The organism is Streptomyces sp. NPDC003011 (assembly GCF_053591515.1).
On sequence record NZ_JBSFTY010000054.1, the window covers coordinates 1 to 22,443 of the forward strand.

General features: G+C 69.0%; 17 protein-coding genes and 1 pseudogene. 11 read left to right on the plus strand and 7 right to left on the minus strand.

The window, feature by feature from the left end; all coding sequences use genetic code 11:
* Positions 1 to 185 precede the first annotated feature (185 nt).
* Together ACWD0J_RS26060 and ACWD0J_RS26065 are read right to left on the minus strand one after the other, a co-directional pair.
* A complete protein-coding gene (locus tag ACWD0J_RS26060; protein ID WP_451498260.1) occupies positions 186 to 833 on the minus strand; it encodes a LysE family translocator in 648 nt (215 codons plus the stop codon).
* Positions 826 to 1,605, minus strand: a complete 780-nt coding sequence (locus ACWD0J_RS26065; protein ID WP_451498261.1) for a DinB family protein — start codon at positions 1,603 to 1,605, stop codon at positions 826 to 828. The genes ACWD0J_RS26060 and ACWD0J_RS26065 overlap by 8 nt, the downstream gene beginning before the upstream one ends.
* Between ACWD0J_RS26065 and ACWD0J_RS26070 the strand changes: the two genes are divergently transcribed.
* The 5 genes and pseudogenes from ACWD0J_RS26070 to ACWD0J_RS26090 all read left to right on the plus strand — a co-directional run bounded on the left by ACWD0J_RS26070 (position 1,604) and on the right by ACWD0J_RS26090 (position 9,409).
* A complete protein-coding gene (locus ACWD0J_RS26070; RefSeq protein WP_451498262.1) occupies positions 1,604 to 2,950 on the plus strand; it encodes an aminotransferase-like domain-containing protein in 1,347 nt (448 codons plus the stop codon). The two genes, ACWD0J_RS26065 and ACWD0J_RS26070, sit on opposite strands and share 2 nt — an antisense overlap.
* A 190-nt stretch (positions 2,951 to 3,140) precedes the next feature.
* Positions 3,141 to 3,278 (plus strand): annotated as a pseudogene (locus tag ACWD0J_RS26075) (LuxR C-terminal-related transcriptional regulator); the annotation flags it as partial.
* Between the two features lie 436 nt (positions 3,279 to 3,714).
* Positions 3,715 to 4,704 carry an ArsR/SmtB family transcription factor gene (locus tag ACWD0J_RS26080; RefSeq protein ID WP_451498263.1) on the plus strand — a complete coding sequence of 330 codons (990 nt, stop codon included), beginning with the start codon at positions 3,715 to 3,717 and terminating at the stop codon, positions 4,702 to 4,704.
* Positions 4,701 to 5,225, plus strand: a complete 525-nt coding sequence (locus ACWD0J_RS26085) for a peptidase inhibitor family I36 protein (protein ID WP_451498264.1) — start codon at positions 4,701 to 4,703, stop codon at positions 5,223 to 5,225. The genes ACWD0J_RS26080 and ACWD0J_RS26085 overlap by 4 nt, the downstream gene beginning before the upstream one ends.
* A 1,427-nt stretch (positions 5,226 to 6,652) precedes the next feature.
* Positions 6,653 to 9,409 carry a hypothetical protein gene (locus ACWD0J_RS26090; protein ID WP_451498265.1) on the plus strand — a complete coding sequence of 919 codons (2,757 nt, stop codon included), beginning with the start codon at positions 6,653 to 6,655 and terminating at the stop codon, positions 9,407 to 9,409.
* 47 nt (positions 9,410 to 9,456) lie between these two features.
* Here the strand turns inward: ACWD0J_RS26090 and ACWD0J_RS26095 are convergent, their stop codons facing one another.
* A complete protein-coding gene (locus tag ACWD0J_RS26095; RefSeq protein ID WP_451498266.1) occupies positions 9,457 to 9,630 on the minus strand; it encodes an integrase core domain-containing protein in 174 nt (57 codons plus the stop codon).
* 243 nt (positions 9,631 to 9,873) lie between these two features.
* On the opposite strand from ACWD0J_RS26095, the gene ACWD0J_RS26100 reads away from it, so the two are divergent.
* Positions 9,874 to 10,095, plus strand: a complete 222-nt coding sequence (locus ACWD0J_RS26100; protein ID WP_451498267.1) for a hypothetical protein — start codon at positions 9,874 to 9,876, stop codon at positions 10,093 to 10,095.
* A 2-nt stretch (positions 10,096 to 10,097) separates the two neighbouring features.
* Positions 10,098 to 11,624: an NHL domain-containing protein gene (locus tag ACWD0J_RS26105; protein ID WP_451498268.1), complete on the plus strand. Its 1,527-nt coding sequence runs from the start codon at positions 10,098 to 10,100 to the stop codon at positions 11,622 to 11,624.
* Positions 11,625 to 11,677: 53 nt separating this feature from the next.
* Here the strand turns inward: ACWD0J_RS26105 and ACWD0J_RS26110 are convergent, their stop codons facing one another.
* Both ACWD0J_RS26110 and ACWD0J_RS26115 read right to left on the minus strand, forming a co-directional pair.
* Positions 11,678 to 12,181, minus strand: coding sequence for a hypothetical protein (locus ACWD0J_RS26110; RefSeq protein ID WP_451498269.1), 504 nt, complete (start codon positions 12,179 to 12,181; stop codon positions 11,678 to 11,680).
* A 43-nt stretch (positions 12,182 to 12,224) separates the two neighbouring features.
* Complete coding sequence (locus ACWD0J_RS26115) at positions 12,225 to 13,325, minus strand: hypothetical protein (RefSeq protein ID WP_451498270.1); 1,101 nt, start codon at positions 13,323 to 13,325, stop codon at positions 12,225 to 12,227.
* Positions 13,326 to 13,734: 409 nt separating this feature from the next.
* On the opposite strand from ACWD0J_RS26115, the gene ACWD0J_RS26120 reads away from it, so the two are divergent.
* From ACWD0J_RS26120 to ACWD0J_RS26130, 3 genes are all read left to right on the plus strand, one after another.
* Complete coding sequence (locus tag ACWD0J_RS26120) at positions 13,735 to 14,454, plus strand: hypothetical protein (RefSeq protein WP_451498271.1); 720 nt, start codon at positions 13,735 to 13,737, stop codon at positions 14,452 to 14,454.
* Positions 14,455 to 14,521: 67 nt separating this feature from the next.
* Positions 14,522 to 16,354 carry an FG-GAP-like repeat-containing protein gene (locus ACWD0J_RS26125; RefSeq protein ID WP_451498272.1) on the plus strand — a complete coding sequence of 611 codons (1,833 nt, stop codon included), beginning with the start codon at positions 14,522 to 14,524 and terminating at the stop codon, positions 16,352 to 16,354.
* A gap of 527 nt (positions 16,355 to 16,881) precedes the next feature.
* Positions 16,882 to 17,946: a hypothetical protein gene (locus ACWD0J_RS26130; protein WP_451498273.1), complete on the plus strand. Its 1,065-nt coding sequence runs from the start codon at positions 16,882 to 16,884 to the stop codon at positions 17,944 to 17,946.
* Positions 17,947 to 18,197: 251 nt separating this feature from the next.
* Here ACWD0J_RS26130 and ACWD0J_RS26135 read toward each other — a convergent pair whose 3' ends face one another.
* Together ACWD0J_RS26135 and ACWD0J_RS26140 are read right to left on the minus strand one after the other, a co-directional pair.
* On the minus strand, positions 18,198 to 18,770 hold the full coding sequence (locus tag ACWD0J_RS26135; protein ID WP_451498274.1) for an AMIN-like domain-containing (lipo)protein: 573 nt from the start codon (positions 18,768 to 18,770) through the stop codon (positions 18,198 to 18,200).
* Between the two features lie 394 nt (positions 18,771 to 19,164).
* On the minus strand, positions 19,165 to 20,817 hold the full coding sequence (locus tag ACWD0J_RS26140) for an alpha/beta hydrolase (protein WP_451498307.1): 1,653 nt from the start codon (positions 20,815 to 20,817) through the stop codon (positions 19,165 to 19,167).
* A gap of 531 nt (positions 20,818 to 21,348) precedes the next feature.
* Between ACWD0J_RS26140 and ACWD0J_RS26145 the strand changes: the two genes are divergently transcribed.
* On the plus strand, positions 21,349 to 22,329 hold the full coding sequence (locus ACWD0J_RS26145) for a GNAT family N-acetyltransferase (RefSeq protein WP_451498275.1): 981 nt from the start codon (positions 21,349 to 21,351) through the stop codon (positions 22,327 to 22,329).
* The last annotated feature ends 114 nt before the right edge of the window (positions 22,330 to 22,443 follow it).

The window sequence follows — 22,443 nt, forward strand, 5'->3', positions numbered from 1 at the left end:
GCTCGCCGCCGCCGTCCAGGGCATCGACGCCCTCACCCACGGCGACGTGGGCGTGCGCTCACTCCAGGAACACGCACAACACCTGACCGCAGCCCACGACTGGCAGCCGCAGCGCATCGGACAACGCCGGAGGGCCGGTCGCGGAATGTCGCGACCGGCTCTCCGGCTGCTGTTCTGCCGTTCCGTTAGCTTGGGTTGGCCGGGCCCGACGTGTCGATGGCCAGGGAGACGGCGAGGGCGCCGAGCACCGTGCCCATCATGTAGCGCTGCGCCTTCAGCCAGGAGGGACGGCGGGAGAGGAAGACGGCGATCGCGCCGGCGGCGAGCACGATGGTCAGGTTGACCGCGACGCTGACCACGATCTGGATCGAGCCGAGGAGGAGGCCCTGAAGGAGGACGTGGCCCTTGTCGAGGTCGATGAACTGGGGGATGAGGGAGAGGTACATGATGGCGATCTTCGGGTTGAGCAGGTTCGTCATCAGGCCCATGGTGAACAGCTTGCGCGGCGAGTCGTGCGGCACGTCCTGCGGGTCGAAGACGGAGATGCCGCCCGGCTTCAGGGCGTTCCAGGCCAGATAGGCGAGGTAGGCGGCGCCGGCCAGTTTCACCGCGACGTACAGCTCGGGCACGGCGATGAAGACGACAGACATGCCCACGTTAGTGGCGACCAGATACAGCACGAAGCCCAGTGCCACACCGCCGAGGGAGATCATCCCGGCGCGCCTGCCCTGGGTGATGCTGCGGGAGACGAGATAGATCATGTTCGGCCCGGGGGTGAGCACCATGCCGAGTGCTACCACCGTCACGCCGAGGATCCCGCTCAGTTCAACCATGAAAACCCCTCATCTCAGATGCGTTGCTCCGCCGTTCTCTTCGCGCCTCGTCGACGCTGGCGTCGTGCCCGGCCTCGGCGAGGTCGTGGGCGAGGTTGTGGGCGATGTCGTGCAGGAGGTGGCGGGTGAAGAAGTCGACGGTGAGCCGCGAGTCGGCCAGGCGCGGATCGTCGCGGCTCCAGTCGTCGGCGGTGAGCATGGCCAGACGGTGGGCCAGGGCCTCGGCGGCCCGCCCCAGCTCCTCCGCCACGTGCTGCGGCTCCTCGTCCCGGTAGTAAGGGTCGGCATCGGGGCAATACGCTGATGAGCCGACCTCCGTACCGACCACTCCTCTCGGTGCAATCGGCGATTTTCCCAGAATTGCATCGAGTCGAATATGGAACAGCAGGCACATGTCCCGGATGTGGCAACCGCATTCCAGGGGCGACCACGTGGGTACTCCCGCGCGTCGGCTGCTGAGCCCCGGGTCCCGCAGCAGCCGCTGCCAGCGCGCCGTGTACTCCCGCAGCGCGTCGGCGATCGCATCCGACCTGATCAGGTGCGATCTGAAGCCGCACTGACGGCAGTCGGGCAGGGCTGCGGGAGTGCGGCCGAGCGGTGAACGGGTTTGTGTCGTCGTATTCACTGAGCCCGGGACTCCCTTCACGACCTCGGGGCAACGCCCGGAGCGTATTGTAGGGAGATAGCTCGATGCAACTGCTGTATTGCACTGAGTGCAATGCTGTGGTTGGATGGACGTCGTGCGGACGGAACGAGGGGAGTGCGCGCCCATGAAGGACTATCAGACCGTTGCCGACGCGGTGGCCGAGGAGATCAGGTCCGGTTCCCTCCGGCCGGGCAACCGCCTTCCCACGCAGCGTGAGTTCGCGCGGCAGCACGGCATCGCCAACTCCACGGCCACGCGCGTGTACCAGGAACTGGCCCGCCGCGGCCTGACGGTGGGTGAGGTGGGACGCGGCACGTTTGTGCGCGCGACGGCCGCGACGTCTCGTGTCTCCCTGCCCGCGCTCACGGAACCGGCGGTCGGCCGGATCGACCTGGAGCTCAACTATCCGGCCGTACCCGAGCAGAGCGCGCTCCTCGCCGAAGGGCTCGCGGGGCTGCTGCGCCCCGACGCCCTCGGGCACGCCCTGCGGCCGGTCGGCGCGTCCGGCCTTCCGGCCGTCCAGGAGGCAGCCGCCGACATCCTCGCCTGCGGCGACTGGCGCCCCGACCCCGCGCGGATCCTGTTCGCGGGCAATGGACGGCAGGCCATCGCCGCTGTCATCACCGCCCTGGTGCCACCGGGCGGGCGTCTTGGTGTCGAGGAGCTGACGTACCCCGTCATCAAGGCGGTGGCCGCCAGGATCGGCATCACCCTCGTCCCGCTGGCCATGGACGATGCCGGACTCATCCCGGAGGCCCTGGCGGATGCCCACGCCGCGGCCCCCCTGCACGCCGTCTACGTGCAGCCGAGACTGCACAATCCGCTCTCGCTCACGATGCCCGAGCAGCGCGTCGAGCGGCTGGCCGAAACCCTGCTGAGACTTGGGCTTCCCGCGGTCGAGGACGCCATCTGGGCGTTCCTGCGCGACGAACTGCCGCCGCTCGCCGCCTACGCTCCCGAGCGGACCGTCCTCATCGACAGCCTGTCCAAGCGCATCGCTCCCGGCCTGACCCTCGGCTTCGCGGTGGCACCCCCCACCCTGTCGAGCGAGATCGCCGCCTCCCTGCGGTCGGGCGGCTGGGCCCCCATGCGCTTCGCCCTGGAGGCCGCCCACCGCTGGCAGCAGGACGGCGCCGTGAAGAAGCTGGTGGCCGCCAAGCAGCGGGAAGCGGCGGTACGGCAGGAGATCGCGGCCCGGCACCTCGCCGGTTTCGCGGTGCAGAGCCACCCGCGCTCCTATCACTGCTGGTGGCAACTGCCCCGCCCATGGCGCGCGGACACGTTCGTCGCCGCCGCCGCGCGGCACGGCATCGGGGTGGTGCCCGCCGCCGCGTTCACCATCGGTGGCAACCACGTCCGCAACGCCGTTCGCCTGGGCCTCGCCTCTCCACAGCCGGACGTCCTGTCCCAGGCGCTCGGCACGCTCGCCGAACTCGCCCGGTCCGCCCCGGAAGACCTCGTCACCGACTGACGTCGGCCTGGCGGACAGGACACGGAGGAGAGACTCGACAGTGGGAGTTGGGGCTGCCGTTGTGCGGGACCTCGATGTGCAGGACGTCGTCGTACGCCTCCCGCTGTCGCCGCTCGGACTCCGCGAAGGCCGCCCCTGCCTCCGTAGTTCCGCGTAGGAACCCATCGGGAGCGCCGGCCGCGAGCCTGGCGAAACGATCGCCCACCGGCTGGGCGTGAGCTCCCGCACGGTCTCTGCACACATCAAAAAGGTCGCCGACGTCCTGGGCAGCCGCAGCCGCGCCGAGCTCGGCTACCTCATCGCCCAACGTCGCTTGCTCGAAACGGAGGAGGAACCGGTAGGTTCCCGAGAGCGCTCCTACGGCAGGAGCCAGGCGCGACTTGCGACTTCGAGACCGCGGTTCACTGCTTGGTCCAGGCGCGGACGTCCTTCTCCAGTGCGGCGACGCTGCGGTGGCGGGACGCCCTTCGTGTGGACGGGGCCGCCGACGAAATCCTCGAGCCTCGCCAAATGCCGCCTATGGCACTACTGAGCCTGCGGGTCGTCAACTCGACGAACCACAGCGCGACCAGATTGATCCGCGACGAGCTGGGGGATGAAGCGCGGGTGGCTCAGCAGTCGCGTTCCTGTCTACGAACCGCCGGACGCGACTGCGCCCGGCACGCACCACCAGCATGTTCACCGCGCTGGATATGTCCAGCGGCACCGGTGAGAGCCGGGCATCACCGGCGCCAGCGCCGCCATAGGCCGCGACACGGGCCGCGGTGGTGCTGCCCGCCTGGCGGGTGCTGGCCCCGGCCCGCGGTTACTCGGCGGACTTCCTCACCCCCGCCGAAGGCGTGCTCGGTCTGGAGGCGGGCCTGCAGGCACTGCTGTCGACGCCGAAGCGGCGCCTGCGTGCCGACGTCAGGGAACTCTCCCACTCCGGTGCCCTGCCCGGCTGGGCGAAGCAGTTGGCCGAGGGCGCCTCCGGGCCCCTGCACGAGCTGGTCCGGCTCGTGCGATGGCACCACGAACACCTCGTCGCGCCGTACTGGCCGCACATCCGCCAGCAGTTCAACCTCGAACGCTCTGCGGCTGCACGTACCGTGCTGAGTTCGGGGTCCGAGGGCCTGTTCTCCCGGCTCCACCCGTCACTCCGCTGGGCGTCGCCCGTCCTGCACGTCACGGGCGCCCATGTCGACGGCGATCTGCACTTGTCGGGGCGGGGCATACGCATCATCCCCTCGTTCTTCTGCTGGCCCGCACCGACCGTGATCAAGGACCAGACGCTGACTCCCGTGCTGGTGTACCCGGTCGCGCACGACCCGCGTTGGCTCGCCGCGCCGGACGGACCGGCGACCGCCGGCCGGCACACTCTGTCGGCGCTGCTGGGGCGGGCCCGCGCGGCAGTGCTGGACGCACTCGGAGCCGTTGCGGACGGGTTGACGACGAGTGAAGTGGCGGTGCGCGCCGGGATCAGCCCGGCCACCGCCAGCCATCACACCTCCGTGCTGCGCGAGGCGGGGCTGATCGCCACCCGGCGCAACGGCGGAGCGGTCCTGCATACGCCCACACCGATGGGCCTCGATCTCCTCCACGGCTGCTCGTCCGGCGGGCTGTCAACCGGAGGCTGCTCTTCCGGCGACGTGTCGACCGGCGGGTTTGGAGCACCGTCGAAAGGCATGGCGAGAGCCGGTGCGGGCAACGAGGATGATCGCCCGGACCAATCCGGTGCGCCCAATGGGGCACCGCGCCACAGGGGGACCGTATGAGACTGCACAGAACACTGTTCGCCGCGGCGGCAGCCGTGGCGGCCGTTGCCGGCGGCCTGCTCACGGCGCCGTCCGCTGCCGCCGCCCAGGAATCCGCCTGGGTGAAGAGCCAGGTCACCGCGCTGCTGCGCAACAACCCGGGCGCGGTGCAGGTCGGCACCGACCAGGTGCGCTTCGACCGCGGCGTCACCATGACGGTGGTGCCCGCGAGGCGGGCCGCGGACGGAACCGGTGACTGCCGCAGCGGCTGGGCCTGCATGTGGCAGCACCGGGACGCCACGGGCTACCGGCTGGAGTTCTACAACTACGGCTTCTACGACTTGACTTACTACAACATGCCCGACGGCACCAACTGGCGCGACCAGATCAGCTCCTACTACAACCATCAGACCGGCGGCGCCTGGGTGGTGGGCAAGAACTGGGTCGGTGCCTGGGAGTGGGTCTGGGGAGGCCCCGGCGGTACCTACGAGGGATTGGTGAGTGCCAACGACCAGGTGGACGGCATCGAACTGTCACCGTGACCGCACCGGCAGGGGATGCGCGCCACGCCACCCTGCCGGAGGCCAGGTCGCTGCACGGCGCCGTGCTCCGCGCGTGGTCGGCTGAATACCGGCCACTCGCCGGCACCGTGGCCACTCACACCGGCGCCTGCCGGCTCCGACTCTGGTGGACCCGCGTATCCACGGTCCCGGACAACGGTCACCTGTCAGGAGGGTGACGTGAATCTGGGGCATGTCTTCGTGTGGGCGCCACTCCGCGGCCCTGGACCGGGCGGAAGGACCGACTCCGGACATGGGCGGAAACGTCTCCTCACTGTTAGGGGGCAGAGGTGCGTCCCGGCGTGGTCGCCAACGGCGTGACCCTCGTCGATCTCTACGCCGCACCCGGGCCCTTGAGTGAGTGTTTGGGAACTTAAAGTGTTGTCTTGCGCGCTACTCGGCGTAACTGAAGGGCTTGTTTTTGCGGGCGACAGGCTCTCGAAAGGCCGTACGCTTCTGGCTCATACGTAGCCAGGTGGACTGAGGTGGCCATGCACCGAAGGACTGTGCTCATCGGCGTGCTCGCGGGGGTTGGACTTGTGTGCGCTTCCGCCCTCTCGACTGCTCAGACCGATGTGAACGAAGGCGAAGGGCATGGCGGTCAGTTCACAGTGACAGACCGGGATGGGAACACGCCCTCAGCAGGCCCCCCTCTCACCGCGCGACAACGTGAGCAGAGAAGGCAAGTGGAGACGCCCGAACAGGTCCGGAAGCGGATCGATTACTTAGATCGCCTCCAGCGGAAGTATTCGTCCGCCGACTGAGAGGGCGTTGCGTCCGATCTTCCTCGGTTCCTGATCGCTCGTTCATGGTACTGATCGCCGTACAGGCCAGCTTTTCACCATGCTCATGCCGGGATGCCGGGATGCCGGGATGCGGGCATGGAGCGAAGACCGTATCCGAGCGACTTGTCTTACACCGAGCGTCCTCGCACACTATTCGGACACGCTGTAGGAGCGGCCGGAACGTGAGCGCGAACCCGGATGCGGCATGCGCCATGATGCGGCGGCGCCGGTGCTCGGCCGATGTGACGCCACCCCCGCTCCGGTCGCCGGCGCTTCAGCACCACTTCGTATCTGACTGGTCGACCGCAACCAGGTCGGACTGGGGACATCCGCCCGACCCCGGCTTCCGCCACAGCGTGCTTCCCGCCTTCCGGGACCGCCTCGCCCAGGAAAGGCCGGGCCGGGCCTCTCCTCGACCACGCGCTCGTGCGTCCACAGAAGCGGGGCTGGCGCGCGAACACGCCGAGCAGCACACGGGAAGTCCGAACGGGCGTCAAGGAGAGCACGGAAGCGCCGGCTTGGTGGCTCGACAAGTGACGCGGCCCTGGTCGCCGAGGCGCCTGCACACTAAAGTGCGGACGTTCCAGTACTGCGTCGTTGGATCACCAGGGGTACGGGGGACCAGTGGAGCCCGTCTTCGAGCATGCCACTCTGCTGTTCGAGCTGCTGAGAAAGCTGGTGTGCCGGCCGGCGAAGGGCGAGGTGCCCAGCGAAGTGCCGGAGCGGGATGGAATCCCGATCCTCAGTTTGCTCGGTGACCAGCACGAAGCGCTCGCGCAGCAGATCGATCAGGCTTTGAGCGAGGCTCAGCCACGGTCCGTTCCGCATCAGCGAGTCGACATGGACAAGAAGTGGCAGAAGGTTGTCGATGACCGCGGCGGCGAAGGTGCGGAGAACTACCTGCCTCCCGTCTGGCAGCGGGCTGAACTGTGCCGTGGCATCCTCGTTGAGCTGGCCAACGAGTACTCGTCAGACCGATACGGACACGACAGGCGTGTTCGTTTCCGGCGTCTGGGGCTGGTCAACTGGCTGCTGGAGATGACGGATACGGCTCATGAGCCGGACAGCCGGCACGGCCAGATCGTGCTGCGGCGTCTGCGTGACCGTGAGCTTGAGCGCAGACGGTTTTTCGGGTTCATGCGCAGCCCGAGTACCGAGGTTTCGCTGCAGGGCCAGGTGCCCTGGTGGGCGTATCTCTTTGGACTGCACCTGCTGCCGGTCATCTGGTTCCGGGTCTGGCGTGGTCTGGGGCGTGAATACCGGTGGCTGATGCATCAGCCATACATGGCGCCGGCGGACCCGGGGACCTTCATCGGGTTCGCGGTGCGTCTGACCCAGCCCCGGTGGGGACGAGAAGACCCGCAGCAGATCAGCAAGTTGATGATCGATGCATTCCTGGAGGACTTGCGGGTCGCTTATCGGCGCCGACCGTGGCGTCGGCGAGCTCACCGCCGTACGGCCTACTGCGTGGCGTTCCTGCAAGGGGTCAGTGAGAGCAACGGCGGCCTGGAGCTCGTGCGGCTGTTCGCGGAAGTGCGTAATGACATCGGTGCCTTCGACCCGCTGTTGCTCGTGACAAGCCGCTCGGAGGAGCCGGATGAACCCGTGAGGGTCCGGGCCCTCACGGACGACCCGGCCCCGTACAGTGCCTGGTGCGAGCGGTTGAGGACCGCCGCAGGTGGTCGGCCTGCTGGGTTCTGGTACATGCCGGTGCGGATTCCGGCGACGGCCCCGACCAGTGACGAACGCTACGAGCTACAGCGCGACAGCGCCGCCATAGCCCGCCGGTTGAGTGTGCCGCGTCCACCCGCGTGGACAGGGCGAGCCGCGGCGGTCACGGCCGGCACGGTGGGTCTCGTCGTGCTCAGCACGGTTGCCGGGCACATCATGGTCAACCACCGGGATGACGAGCGGGAATGGCAGCGGCAGCACTGCGGGCTTGGCCGCAGCACCCCAGATGCGCAGACCTTGTGGCGCGAGGAGACCGGCGAGTGCATCGGCGTCGCGCCGAACGGTTTTGCCTTCGGTTCCACCGACGAGCGCGTACGCAAGACCCTGGGCACCATCGCAGCCCAGAACAAGGAAGCGGAACGCCTCCATGCTTCCGATTCCTCCCGGCCGCTCGTCACGCTCGTCCATCTGTCCGCCCTCCTCAGCGCCCCCACCGGCGAGACGAACAGTGCGCTGTCGTACGCCCGCGAGCAGTTGCAGGGCGCGGCCAGTGCTCAGCGCCGGCAGCTCGACAAGCCCGGCGACAAGGAACCCATCCTGCGGATCTTCCCGGCGAGCGCCGGCACCGGCATGCGGTTCGGGCCCGACGTCGCCCGCGAGATCGAGGAGATGATGCGGACCGATCCGAGCATCGTCGGCGTCACCGGCCTCGACCAGAGCCGCAAGGCTACGATCACGACGATCGACGAACTCACCCGGGTCGGACTTCCCATGGTCGCCACGACCCTGTCGGCGGACATTCTCCCCGAGCACTCCTCGCTCTACTACCAGGTCTCGCCGCAGAACCGGCGCGAAGCCGCGGTCGCCGCCGCCTACGCAGACCATCTCGCCGACGAACGAAAACTGAAGCAGCGCACGGTGCGCGTCGTGTACTCCCTCGACCCGAGCGACGAATACAGCGCGAACTTACGCCAGGACGCCGCGAAAAGTTTCAAGGCGGCCGGCTTCGAGGTGGAGCAGCAGGGCTACGTCCCCTCGCCGGCATCCCCTCACACGCCTGCGGGACCAGGGGCACGCGCTATCGGTGAACAGGCATGCGGATACGCGGGGTTGACCTTCTTCGCGGGCCGCACCGAGGACTTCGAGACGATCCTGGGCGCTACCAACGACACCTGCGGCTCGGCTCCTCCCAGGTTCCTCGGCGGTGACGACGTAGCCCGCCTCGGCGCGGACCCGGACCGGCGCAAGGCGTTCCCGCGAGTCCCCTACGAGTTTCTCGACTTCACCGTCGGCTCGGCCTCCTGCGACGGTCCCAGCGACCTGTACAGCACGATGAAAGACCTGTTCCACGAAGAGTGCCGACGCGTCGGAGACACCTCGCTGGACGGGCACGCGGCCCTCGCCTTCGACGCGGTGAACCTCTATCTGAAGGCCATCGCCCGCTTGAGGGACACCGCCCCCAGCGTGCCGCTGACCCCAACCGCCGTCTGGCATGCCCTGAGCGGAATCCACGGCGCCGCCTCGCTCGACGGGGAAAGCGGCCGCATCGACTTCGGCGGTGTGGTGGACCGACAGGTACCGCTCGACAAGCTCATCTCCGTCCAGCGGGTGGAAGGCGCCCAACGGCCGCGACAGATGGGTTTCTGCGGTCTCCGAGGCAGCGATGACGGAGCGGCGTGGTGCCCGCCCTCGGAAGCAGGACACTCCTGACTCCTGACTGAGCCGCTCCGGGTTTCGTGGAGTCCGGCGGTCTTGTTTCAGGCGGACTGCGGGGTGGCTCCCTGTTGTCGCCAGAAGTCGCGTTCGTACTCGGCGGGCGGTGCGTAGTCGAGTGCGGAGTGCAGGCGTTCTTCGTTGCACCACGTGACCCACTGGAAGAACGCCCGCTCGACCTGGTCGACGTCCCGCCACGGCCCTTGCATCTCGATCATACGGCGGCAAGGACCGCAGCGTCGTCAACGCCCTGTGTGCCGTTACCTCTTGAGGGTGACCGGCCTTTCGGTCGCATCCTGGTGAGGGCCTCACCCGGCCAGGAAGACGTCCCGGGGCCGCCCGTGGGCAAACATGCCTTTTCCAGACGGTTGCGTGATCTGGCGTCCTGGTTTTCGTCCCTTGTTGTCCGTTGTCGGCGTCACTATCGCAGAGCAGTGCCGAGACGACGAGAGGGGCAGTGCATGGCTGTGCGGACGCAGGTGTCCGGTGTTCTGGTGGCCATCGCGACGGGGGCGCGGACGAACGTGTGGGGTGTGAACGCGAGCGGTGAGATCTACCGCTGCACCAGCAACGACGCCAGTTCCTGGGTCGTGATGCCCGGGGCCGGCGCCGACATTCGGGGCGGCGACCGGGAATCAATCGGAAACCTCCCGCAGTCGGCGGTCGGGACGGTGAAGGGATGACGATGAGCACTGACCACGCGGGAGCAACAGGTGACGGGCGATCCGCCCCTTGGATCAGCACGGTCGCGGGGACCGGGGTCGCGGGGTTCAAAGGGCACAACGAGCCTGCTGCTACAGCGCAGTTGAACGGCCCGTACGGGGTTGCGGTGGACAGCGCGGGCACCGTCTACTTCTCCGACTACAGCAACCACCGGGTCCGGAAGATCGCGACCGACGGGAAGATCAGCACGGTCGCGGGGACCGGGGTCGCCGGATTCAGCGGGGACAACGGGCCTGCCCTCTCGGCCCAGTTGAACTGCCCGCGCGCAGTGGCGGTGGACAGCGCAGGCGCCGTCTACATCACCGATGCCAGCAACCACCGGATCCGGAAGATCACGACCGACGGAAAGATCAGCACGGTCGTCGGCACGGGCGCCGCGGGCTTCGGTGGTGACGGCGGCCCCGCCACCGCCGCCCGGTTGAACCTCCCCTTGGGGGTGGCGGTGGACAGCGCCGGCGTCCTCTACGTGGCCGAGTACAGCAACCACCGGGTCCGGAAGATCGCGACTGACGGGAAGATCAGCACGGTCGCGGGGACCGGGGCCGCCGGATTCAGCGGGGACAACGGGCCTGCCGCCTCGGCCCAGCTGAACGGCCCGCACGAAGTGGAGGTGGACGCCGCGGGCGACCTCTACATCGCCGATGCCAGCAACCACCGGATCCGGAAGGTCACGGCCGACGGCAAGATCAGCACGGTGGCCGGTACGGGCGCCGCGGGCTTCGGCGGTGACGGCGGCCCGGCGATCTCGGCCCAGCTGAACATCCCCGTGGGGGTGGTGGCCGACAGCTCCGGCACTCTCTACATCGCCGACCACTCCAACCACCGGGTCCGGAAGATCGCGGCCGACGGGAAGATCAGCACGGTGGCCGGTACGGGCGCCGCGGGCTTCGGCGGTGACGGCGGCCCAGCGGCTTCCGCCCAGCTCCGCAACCCGTTCGGGCTCGCCGTGGACTGCGTCGACGCCCTCTACATCGCCGACCATGTCAACCACCGGGTGCGGAAGATCGCGTCGGCGAGGATGGCCGGGCTGCCCGAGTCGGGCACGGTGGTCTGCTGGGGCAACGTCCGGAGCACCTTGCGGATGGCGGTCCTGCGCGAGTCCACCAAGGACGGGGCCGAGATCCACCAGTTGCTCGCCGCTTCCCGGGACCACCAGCGATGGCGGCTGGTCGCGGCGGGCCAGCACGACGGCGACGTCCTGTACCGGTTCGAGAACGTGCGCAGCGGCAAGGTCCTGGAGGTCGTCGGAGCGCAGGAGGCGGCCGGGGCGGTGGTGGCGCAGCGCGCCTACGAGGGGGCGGACGCGCGCCACCAGCAGTGGAGGCTGATCCCGGTGGGCTCGGCGAACGACACCCCGCGGGTGTACGAGATCGCGAACCGCAACAGCGGATTGCTTCTGCGGGTCGACACCAACGCCCGCGCGGTGATCAAGCAGGACAGGGCGGAGGGTGATCACCGGGACCGGCAGTGGCAGCTGCTTCCCGTGTGACACACGAAGGGGGCAGGGGCGGTCTCGCCCCTGCCCCCTTCGTGCCCGGGGCGCTACTGGGATTTGGGCGGGTTCTCGGCGGTCGCCTTGGGCGCCTTGGGGGCTTCTGGGCTCTTGGGCGCTTCCGGGGTCTTGGGGGGCTTGGTGTACTCGTCCTTCTTCGGCCTGTTCTCCAGGTCCTCGTTCTTCTTGAGGCCGCTGTGCTCCGTCACTGTCGGACTCGACGCCTTCATGCCGGCGGATGCTGCCTCGGACACCGAACCGGCATGGGCGTGCTGGGCCTGTGCACCGGCTGATGCCTGGGTGGTCTGGATGAAGGAGCCGAGGAAGCCAAGGACGGCCCGTGCTTCGGGTGACTGCTCCTGTACGACTGTCGCCCGGGAGGAAGCCCCGTGGATCGTGTTGCTGAACAGGCTCGTGCTCTTGTCGTCGTATGTGCCGTCCTCGGCGTCCTCGAAGTCGACGTCCGCACCCGGCTGCGACTTGACGTCGTCGGTGTTCACGGAGAAGAGCCCTGCGCTGTGGTTCGCGAATGTGAAGATGTTGTCGAACACCATGGTCATCACCCCTGGTCGTCGTCGTGGCGGCGCCGCCGCCCGGTCAAGGCCCCTTGTACAGCGCTCGTTGGCTGTAGGTCAGGCTCTCGTCGTCGAACACTGTGTGGTGGACCTCCAGGGCGGAGACGACCTCGGCCAGTCCCTTCATGCGGAAGCCGGCGCCGCCCGCCAGGTCGATGTCGCCGATGTCGCGGGCGACCACCTGGTCGAGGCCGGGGAGGTTCCCGGACTGCGGGGGAGACAGCACCGCCACCGGCACCGCGTACTTCACCGCGATGAACCCGCTGAAGGTCACCGGGATCTCGTACGTGTAGTGCTTGTGGGTACGCCGCTGCGTGGCGATGGTCTCCACGCGGGAGCTCGGCGGGACCTGGCCGGAGATCTGCGATTTCGAGGTCCAGCTGGTGGTCAGGGAGCCGCCGACGGAGGCCGCGATGCCCAGCGCCAACTGCGCGTTGAGCGACGCGCTGCCGGTGGCGCTGCCCTGGGTCGTGAACGCCACCGAGTTCGTCATCGAGTTCGCCGCGGAGTTTCCCACGGAGTTCGTCGCGGCCGTTTCGGTCGCGTTGGCGTTGTCCACCCCGACGCTGTCCTTGCTGTTCTTGTTGGTCACGGTGTTCGCGTTCTTGTTCGCCATGTCGTTCCGGAGCTGCGTCTGGAGCTGCGCCTGGAGATCCAGCTTGAGCTGGTTCTGCAGCTGCAGCTGCAACTGCGCGCCGACACTGCCGCCGAAGGTGAGCTTGGCATCCCCGTGGAGCGACCACGTGACCCCGTTCGACACGGTGAAATCGACCGAGTCGGTGAATGTCATCGAAGACGTCTGACTGCGGTTGACGTAGGCGCGTGAGGAGAACGTGTCGGGCGGGGGCTGGCTGATGTTGCCCCGCTCCTCGATCAGCGGCTCCCCGAGGGTCATGTAGGCGAGCCAGCCCAGATCGAACGCGGATCCGGGGAAGGCGCCGAAGCTCACCTTGTTGATGGAGAACCCGACGGGCTTGTGCTGCACGCCGTTGTTGTCGGTGTAGACCAAGTTCGGATGATTCAGGACCGACCGCCAGGTCTGATCGATGTCGAGTTCCCGCAGGTTCTTCTTCGTCAGCGGCTGGCGCTTGACCCGTTCCAGGTTGTACGCGTTGGAAGGCATTCCCCATCCTTGACTGATCCGGCAGAACCGCACTTGGTGAAATGGAGACAGTGATCTGCGCGCATTCCAAAATCGAAGCTAGCAGGGGCCCCATTGCCTGGGAAGGTGTCTTTTCGCATCACGCCCATTCGAGTGAAAAAGGTTCTCCAGCCGGTCCCAACTCCCGTGATTGGGAAGTAAGTTGAAGCGCTGCCGATCGTTCGGTCGATGGCTTCCCAAGAGTCCTGCCTGCGCATGTTGTGGCCGCGACTGTCACCGCGGGTGAGGGTATTCCATGCGGTCGTCCATTCAATTTCGGAGTTCATTCGACCCGGGGCGATCAGGGCCTGCGGTAATGCCGCGTGACAAACCACTGCACTGAGCGGCCGGCGCATTGTTCTCCACATCAAGAACAGGTGAGGTTTCCGCGATGTACACCCAAGAACGCACGGCGATGGCGAATCTGGTGGTCGGCGGCCCGGTAGCGGTGAACAGCTACGACAACGCCATCGTGGCAGCGCTGCTCGAAAACCGGCCGGTCATGCTCGTCCACGCCTTCAACGGCGGCTACCTGCGGCCCGCCGAGCTGAAGGAGGACAGTCACACCAAGGGGGTCAAGCTGGCCACCGCGCTCGACCCGGCCACCAAGGACGCACAGGGCCACCTCTGGTACGTCACCCCCGCCGGCTTCTTCGGGCAGCGGCCGCTGTACTTCATCGAGAGCGCCGCGGGCCAGGTGCCGCTCAAACCCTCCGGTGCAGGCACAGCCGCCGCCGGGCGCGGCGACGACGGCGTGCCCAAACCGCAGCGCCGGCGCATCACCGTCCACCAGGAGGCCCCCAAGAGCACGGCGGACACCGTCCAGGTCGGCCTCCCCGACAAGGTGGACGCCCTGTGGCGCGGAAAGAACGGCGCGCCCGAGGACACCCAGCTCTGGGTCGTCACGGTGACGCCGTGGGGCGGGATCACCTTCGTGCCGATCACCCACCCCGACGCCATCCTCGGGTTCAAGGACCACGCGGTGGCGGCCGACAGCGAGGTGCGTCTCACCTACAACTGGGGCGGGGACTTCACCGGGACGGTCATCAACACGTTCTACCCGCGGCTGCCCAGCGAGTGGAACGTCCCCTACCACCACGTCTTCACGTGACCGGCGGCCACCGCCGTACCCAACCCGTCCCGGGTCAACGCCCGCATCGCCTGGAAGAGGCATCACGATGCCCGTGCCCACGCAAGAACTGAAGCTTCAGATCGTCAACGCCGCCACGGGGAAGACGCTCGGCGCCAAGGCCGCGCCGGGCGCGGACGGGGCGCTCGTCGTCCGCGACTTCCCCGATGGCGGCCCGAGCCCGGAGCAGTGGCAGCTCACCCCCGTACAGCCCGCACAGGACGCGCAGGCCTATGTGATCCGCAACGTGGTCGGCGGCAAGGTGCTCGACAACCCCGCCGCGGCGGACCGCAGCGTCCGCCAGTGGGACGCCGCCGCCGGCAAGAAGGGCCAGCAGTGGCACGTCATCTCCGTGGAGGGCGAAGCGGGCCTCTACTTCATCGAGGGCGCATCCGACGGCGCCGTTCTCGACCTCGCCGACCCCGGAGCGGACGACATCCGGGTCGTCCTGCGCGAGTACGACGACAGCGCGGAGAGCCAGCGGTGGCGGTTCGTCCCGGCCGAGCCCGAGCGCACCAGCGACCCCGTGCTGCGCTGGGCGCCCCTGAGTCACTGGAACGGCCGCCGGTCCTGGCGGCTCGCCGGCTCGGCCGCGCTGCGGCCGGCACCCGACGCGACGCCCTCCCTCAGCGACATGCTGCTGGTCCTCAAGCGGTTCGGGAGTGACCAGGACGCCGGCGGGTGGAAGAGCGTCGGAGCAGGCCGCTCTCCCAGCGGGCAACCGGGCTGGTGGGCCGGGCTCGGTGACCGGTTCCTCGCCGACACCACGGGAGCAGGCCGAGCGGACGTCGTGGGGCTCAAACCCGCGAAGGGGGCTGTGACGGCCTCCACCCAAGGCGACGGCACGTTCGACGACGACGAGCGCGTCCTGCACCAGCCCGCACCATCCCCGAGCCCCAAGGACCTGTGGACCCTCGCGGACACGACAGGCAACGGCAGGCCCGACGCCGTCATGCTCTGCGCCGACGGTGTCCGGGTGTCGCTCCAGGACAAGGGCGGGGCGTTCGGGCCCGCGAGCGCCGAGCCGGTTCTCAAGGCGTTCGGACACAGCCAGCAGGCCGGCGGGTGGTTCACCGACAGGCATCCCCGCTTCCTCGCCGACACCACCGGTGACGGACGCGCCGACATCGTCGGCTGCCACGACGACGGCGTCTGGGTATCACTCCAGGACGAGGAAGGAAAGTTCACACCACTCGCCGACGAACCGGCTCTGCGGGCGTTCGGCCACGACGAGAAGGCGGGTGGCTGGCTTGCCGACAAGCATCCCCGCTTCCTCGCCGACACCACCGGTGACGGACGCGCCGACATCGTCGGCTGCCACGACGACGGCGTCTGGGTGTCACTCCAGGACGAGGACAGGACGTTCGCAGACCCCCTGTACGTCCTCGACGACTTCGGGGTCGACCAGGGGTGGAGCTCGGTCGAGGAGCACCCCCGGTTCCTCATCAGCACCACCAGCGGCGCAGCGGTGAGCATCGTCGGGTTCGGCCCGCAGGGCGTCGTCGTCGCACGCGGGCGCGGCGACGGCAGGTTCGAGCCCTCCACGCTCATCCTGAACGACTTCGGGCTCGCCCAGGGGTGGACGGGCAAGAAGCACCTCCGGTTCCTCGCCGACGTCACCGGCGACGGCAATCCGGACATCGTCGGCTTCGGCGACGAGGGGGTCTGGGTGTCGCACAACCGCGGCGACGGCCGGTTCGACCAGGCCCAGCTGGTGTGCCGCGGCTTCGGGTACGACGAGGACGCGGGCGCCTGGCGGGTCGACCTCCACCCCCGCTTCCTCGCCGACATCACCGGTGACGGACGCGTCGACATCGTCGGCTTCGGCGGCCCGGGCGTGTACGTGGCCCGAAACCTCTTCCGCCGCTTCCGCACGCGATAACCCTCGAAGGGCCTCCACCGCCGCATCACGGCCCTGCTGCCCCGGCGCTGAACGACCAGCCTGTCCACGGACGACCGCGCCGCCCGGTGGCGGGCAGGCCGGCGACCGTAGCCTGTGCCGCTCGGCAGAGGGCCGTGGTGCGGCCGTGGTGCGGCCGTGGTGCGGCAGATGTGAAGGCGGCCTTCGGTGTCGTACCTGCCGAGCAGCAGCGCGTCGGAGAGCAGTCGGAGAGCGGTCGGCGAGCGGCCGGGGAGCCGGTGACCGCGCCCGTCGATCGCCTCGCTCGTCGCGGACCTCGTAATCGCTGCCAGCGCCTCACCGCCCCGGCTCGCTGGTTCACATGGGGTGGTCAGGGGGTGCTGTACAGAGGCGCGTTGAACGACAGGCCGGCTCCCGGCGACTTCTGTCGCTGCGCCATGGAACCGCAGGCGGCGGATCTGCCCGTGGCCGCTACGAGCAGTTGATCAGGTGCAAGAAGTGATTCCCCTGGTTGGAATTCTGGGGGGTGAAAGCAGGAGGGGAAGAACATGACGGTTCCTTCGACGCCGGGTATGTCCTGGGGCCCGGCGGCCTCGCTCGGCGGACAGCTGACGGGTGATCCGGCGGTGGCGCCCTCTTCGGACGGCCGCCTGGAGGTGTTCCTCAGGGGCCGGGCGGACAACGCCCTGTCGACCTGCCATCAGCAGACCTGGGGCGGCTGGTCCGAGTGGGAGAACATCGGCGCCGGCACGTTGTCCGGTGATCCCTCCGCCCTGCGGACGGCCGCGCGGCGCATCGGGGTGTTCTTCCGGAGCGGGCAGGGCAACCTCGAACATCCCTGGCAGACGGTCATCAACGGCACCTACGGTCCAGGGAAGGTGCTGGCCGACAACATCGGGGGTGACCCGGTCCCCGGGTTGAACGCCGACGGCCGCCCGGAGGCTTTCTTCCGGGGCACCGACGACGCCCTGTGGCATGTGTGGGAGACCACCAAAGCCGGCTACGGCAACTGGACCGGCCCTGCCGCCCTGGGCGGCACCCTGTCGGGCGACCCGGCGGTGGCGACCGACGCCCGCGGCCGACTGCAGGCGTTCTTCCGCGGCACCGACGGTCACCTGTGGGTCGTCCGCCAGCGGGACGCCAACCACAACGGCTGGGAAAGTCCCCGGAGCATCGTGCGGAACATCGGCGGCGACCCTGTCATCGGCACCCACGCCGACGGGCGCCTGGAAGTGTTCTTCCGGGGCACCGACAACGCCCTGTGGCACCTCCCGCAGACAGACGACTACAACGGGTGGGCCACACTGAGCAGCCTCGGCGGCACTCTGACCGGAAATCCGGCCGTCGCCCGGGCCGCCGACGCCCGGCTGGCCGTCTTCCACTGGGGCAGCGGTCACCTGTGGGTCAACGAGCAGACCATCGTCAACGGCACCGACTGGAGCGCCTACGAGCAGATCGCGCAGAACATCGGCGGCGAGCCCGTCGTCGAGGCCGATGGCCACGGGCGCCTGGACGTGTTCTTCCACGGCACCGACCACGCCGTCTGGCACATCGCCCAGATGTTCGGCCAGCCGGCAGCGGGATACGCGACCAGCAGCGCAGGGGTCTTCTGACCGCACCTCAGCTCATCGGCGATCTGCGCGGGACCAGCCAGCCGTCCCGGCTCAGCCGCACCATCCGGCACCGTTTCACCAGAACCTTCGGCGCCTTCCTGGCAGCCGCCAGACGGTGGACACCGCTTGGGCTCGGCCCTTGTCACAGCCCGGCCGTGCTTCCAGCACCCGCCCCCCGAGCACCCGCGCCATCCCGCCACCCCGCCGCCAGGACACATACCCAGCGAAAGCGGCATCCAGCGATCCAGCAATCAGTTCCAGCTGTGGGCCACGTCGACCACCAGCCGGTCGGGCAGCTGGATCACCCGGAACGGGAGCCGGGCGCGGACGCCGACGCCGATCTGGGTCTCGCCCTCGAAACTGCCGGCGAACCGGGTGTCACGGAAGGTGCGGTAGCCGGAGAGGTTCACGCCGGGCAGGGGTCCGCCCACGTCGCCGGGGTACGCGACCCCGCCGGTCTCCGGGTCGTAGCTCGGCGCGGCGACCCGGACTTCGAGGACTGCCCCGCCGCTCACCGGGATGGGGTCGCCCGAGCCGGCCTGGTGGAGCCGGTCGACGTACCGGACGAAGTAGCCGATGTGGCCGCCCCCGCCGGGAACGTCGAACACGATGCGGTCGAAGCAGTCGTGCCGACCGGTCCTGATGTCCGCCAGCGGCACGGCACCGCTGTCGGGGCTGCCCTTGGTGCCACTGCCCCAGCCCGTCGGACAGGCCGCGGCCGCCCGCATCGCATCGAACGGCGCGGCGCTCGCGGTGGCCCCCGCCGTCCCGAGCGCGGTCCCGGCGAGCACGAGTGCCGCCAACGCGGATCCGATTCGTCGCATGTCGTCCCCCTTGATGATGCAACGCTGCTGTAGCGCTGTTATCGGAGGAGACGGCCTGGTATGGCAGAAGGTTGTACGCCGGGGGCGGGGAACGTCCCAGGAGGTAGCAGCGGGCCGGTCCCGCCAAGAAGAACACGGTGTGGTGAGCAGGAGCGCGCGGACCCGCCAGCCGACCCGCTGGAGCTGATGTTCCTGATCCCGGAGGGTGTCGACTGGGACCTGGACGCGCTCTCCTTCGGGACCCCTGGACCACGAGAAGGACTTCGGGGACCTGGACCACGAGAGGGACCGGTGGTGGACACACGCGACCCCGGGGTGCCGGCCGTGGCGGGGCGGGCACTCCGGGGTCCGGGGCAGGGTGATCAGCGCACGGAGCCGGTCAGCTCATGACCGGTCAGTCCACGGAGCCGATGCGCTCCACGCGCTCGTGCACGCCGTTGCGGAGTTCGCCCAGGGTCGTGCCGGGCGGAGCCGTCTTCGGGGTGGAGGACGGCGGCTGGGTCTCGTCCGCGCAGGTCGTGCCGGAGGGCGGGACCAACAGGTCGACGAGGTAGTCGACGACCGCGTCCGTGGCGCAGGCGCTGCGGCCGAACGCCGTGTGGCCCTCGGCGTCGAACGTCAGCAGCGAGGCGTTGTCGAGCTGCCGGGACAGAGCGACCGCGTCCCGGTAGGGGGTGTCCGGGTCACCGGTGGTGCCGAGGACCAGAATCGGCGCCGAGCCGCTGGCCCGGAAGGAGCCGTCATAGCGGCTGACCTTCTCGGCGGGCCACTGGACGCACGCGGTGGCGTGCTGGTGGTCGTACGTCGGCGGGCCGAACGCCATGGCCGGGCCCAGCAGCGGCGCCGCCTTGGCGTTGGCCGTGACGTTCCGCTGCAGCTTGCGCACGCTCTTCGGGTAGTCCTTGTCGACGCACTCGACGACCACGTTCGGACCGAGGAAGTCGAAGCTGGCCGGGGACGGCGGCCGCAGCAGGAAGGAGGTGTTGTCCCGCAGCTGCGCCTTCTTCAGCGCCGCGCCGAGCGAGGGCCAGATGACCTTGCCCTCGTTGATGTTGAACATCAGCCGGTAGACCAGGGTGTAGCCGTTGGCCTTCCCGCCGCTCGCGGTGGTGACGGGGTTCGCGTCGAGGTCGCCCTTCAGCTTCTCGAACGCCCCGCGTGGGTCCCCGTCGCCGAAGCCGCAGGTTGCCTGGTCGGCGGCGCACCAGTCGAGGAAGCGGCTCATCGCGCCGTCCAGCGCGAGGTACTGGGTCCGGTCGTAGGCGTAGGGGTGGTTGGCGTAGCGCTCGGGGTCGTACGCCCCGTCGAGCGTCACGGCCCGCACCCGCTTGGGGAACATGGCGGCGTAGACGGTTCCGATGTACGCGCCGAACGACCGGCCGTAGTACGTCAGTTGTTCCTCGCCGAGGGCTTGGCGCAGCAGGTCGATGTCGCGGGCCACGTACTCCGTGCCGACGTACGGCAGCAGCCCGCCGGCGTTGTCCACGCAGGCCTGGTCGAACTCGGCAGCCTCGCGCAGCGCCGGGCCGAAGGCGTCCGGGCCCGGGACGCCCTTGGCGTCGGTGACGGCCTTGGTGTAGCGGGCGTCGTCGAAGCAGGTCAGCGCCGAGCTGCGCCCGACACCGCGTACGTCGTAGCCGAAGACGTCGAAGGAGTCGCGCAGGGCGGCCGGGAGGTCCGCGTAGTTGTTGCGGACGAAGTCCACCCCGGAGTTGCCGGGTCCGCCGGGCTGCAGGAAGAGCGTGCCCTTGCGCTTGGTCTGGTCGGCGGCCTTCTTGCGGACCACCGCGAGCGTGATCGTGCGGCCCTGCGGCTCCCGGTAGTCCAGCGGCACATCGGCGTCGGCGCACTCGAAGCCGCCCTGGCAGTCCGACCAGGTGAGGGTCGGGACGGGCGGCGGCGGTGTCTTCGACGACTGCTGCTTCCGCGTCGTGTCCTGCGCGGCCATCGCCTGCGTCGCCGTCCCGGTCGCGGCGAGGACGAGCGCGGTCAGCGCGGCCCCGACGAGTCTGAGACGCGGGACACGTCTTGGTATGTGGTGATGCATGGTCAAGGTATTTCTCCCCCTGGGCTGTTGGGTCCCCGAGCATCCACTGGTCGAGTGGGGTCGGAGACTGTCTAGCTCAAGAGAGGGGAAAATGGCCACGGAGGTGCCATCGCGGCCGACATTTCACGAGATCTCTCCACTACCTGGCCGTGATTCCGGTCTTCGACCCCCCGGTCGTCATCTCGGGAACGTCCCTGGCTCCGAAACGACCTGGTACAAGCGTCACCGCTGCCCGGGGGCAGTGCGGGCCTCGGTGGCCTGAGAGGGGCCGACGGTGGTGACGCCCTGGACTGTCCGGTGCCGCCTACCTCCGGGAATGGCTCGGGCTGGGGCTCTTCGCCTACACCACGCTCGCCCTCGCCGACACCCGGCGCCCCGGCTGAACAGTCAGGACAGGACTGCTGCGGTTTCCGGCGGACAGGCAAGGCAGACCGGCCGGCTCCTCGGTCTCCGGGTGTCGGTGGGCCTTTCGCCTCGCCTGCGGCGCACGCCCGTGGTGCGATGAAACAGGGGGTCGGAAAGGAGAGAGCGATGACCTCACCGGCAGGGGAGCGCAAGAGTGGCACGGCCCCGTTGTCGGTTCGCCCGCTGAGTGAGGCGGACCTTGATCGGGCCGACGAGATCTTCAGGATCGCCTTTGGGACGTTCCTCGGGGCTCCCGAGCCGAGGACGTTCTTCGGGACCGCCGACTACGTCCGCACCCGCTGGGCGGCCGATCCACAGGCGGCCTTCGCGGCGACGGTCGAGGGCGAAGTGGTCGGATCGAACTTCGCCGCCAACTGGGGCAGCGTCGGGTTCTTCGGACCGCTGACCGTGCGTCCGGACCTGTGGGACCAGGGCGTCGGCAGGCGCCTCATGGGGCCGGTCATGGACTGCTTCGACGCCTGGGGGAATCGCCACCTGGGCCTGTTCACCTTCTCGCACAGTCCGAAGCATCTTGAGCTCTACCGCCGGTACGGTTTCTGGCCTCGATTCCTCACAGCCATCATGAAGAAGCAGGTGTCAGGCAGTGCCGCGGTCCCCGGCCGAGTGCTGTACGGCCAGCTGCCCGCCGCCGAGCAGCCCGACGCGCTGAGCCTCTGTCGCGCACTGACCGGGGCCGTGTACGAGGGCCTGAGCCTGGAACGCGAGATCGTGGCCACGCACGCGCAGGGGCTCGGTGACACCATCCTGCTCCAGGGCGCCGGCTCCGAGCTCGATGGCCTGGCCGTCTGCCACTGCGGAGCCGGGTCGGAGGCCGGCGAGGACGTGTGCTTCGTCAAGTTCGGAGCCGTACGCCCTGGCCCGGAGGCCGCCAACCGGTTCGAACGACTGCTTGGCGCGTGCGAGCAGCTGGCCGCCGAGCGCGGACTGGGTCAACTGGACGCCGGGATGAACCTGGGCCGCTCGGATGCCTACCGGCGCATGGTCGACCGCGGTTTCCGCACCTGGTTGCAGGGAGTCACCATGCACAGGCCCAACGAACCCGGCTACAGCCACCCCGACGCCTACGTGATCGACGACTGGCGCTGAGACTCCGCCAGACTCGGCCCCCGAGGAAGGCCCGGTGCTGCCCGAACCGTGAACATTCGCGTCGGCGCCGACGGCCAGACACCTCCCGGACCGCTGTCGGGGTGCTGTCGCTGC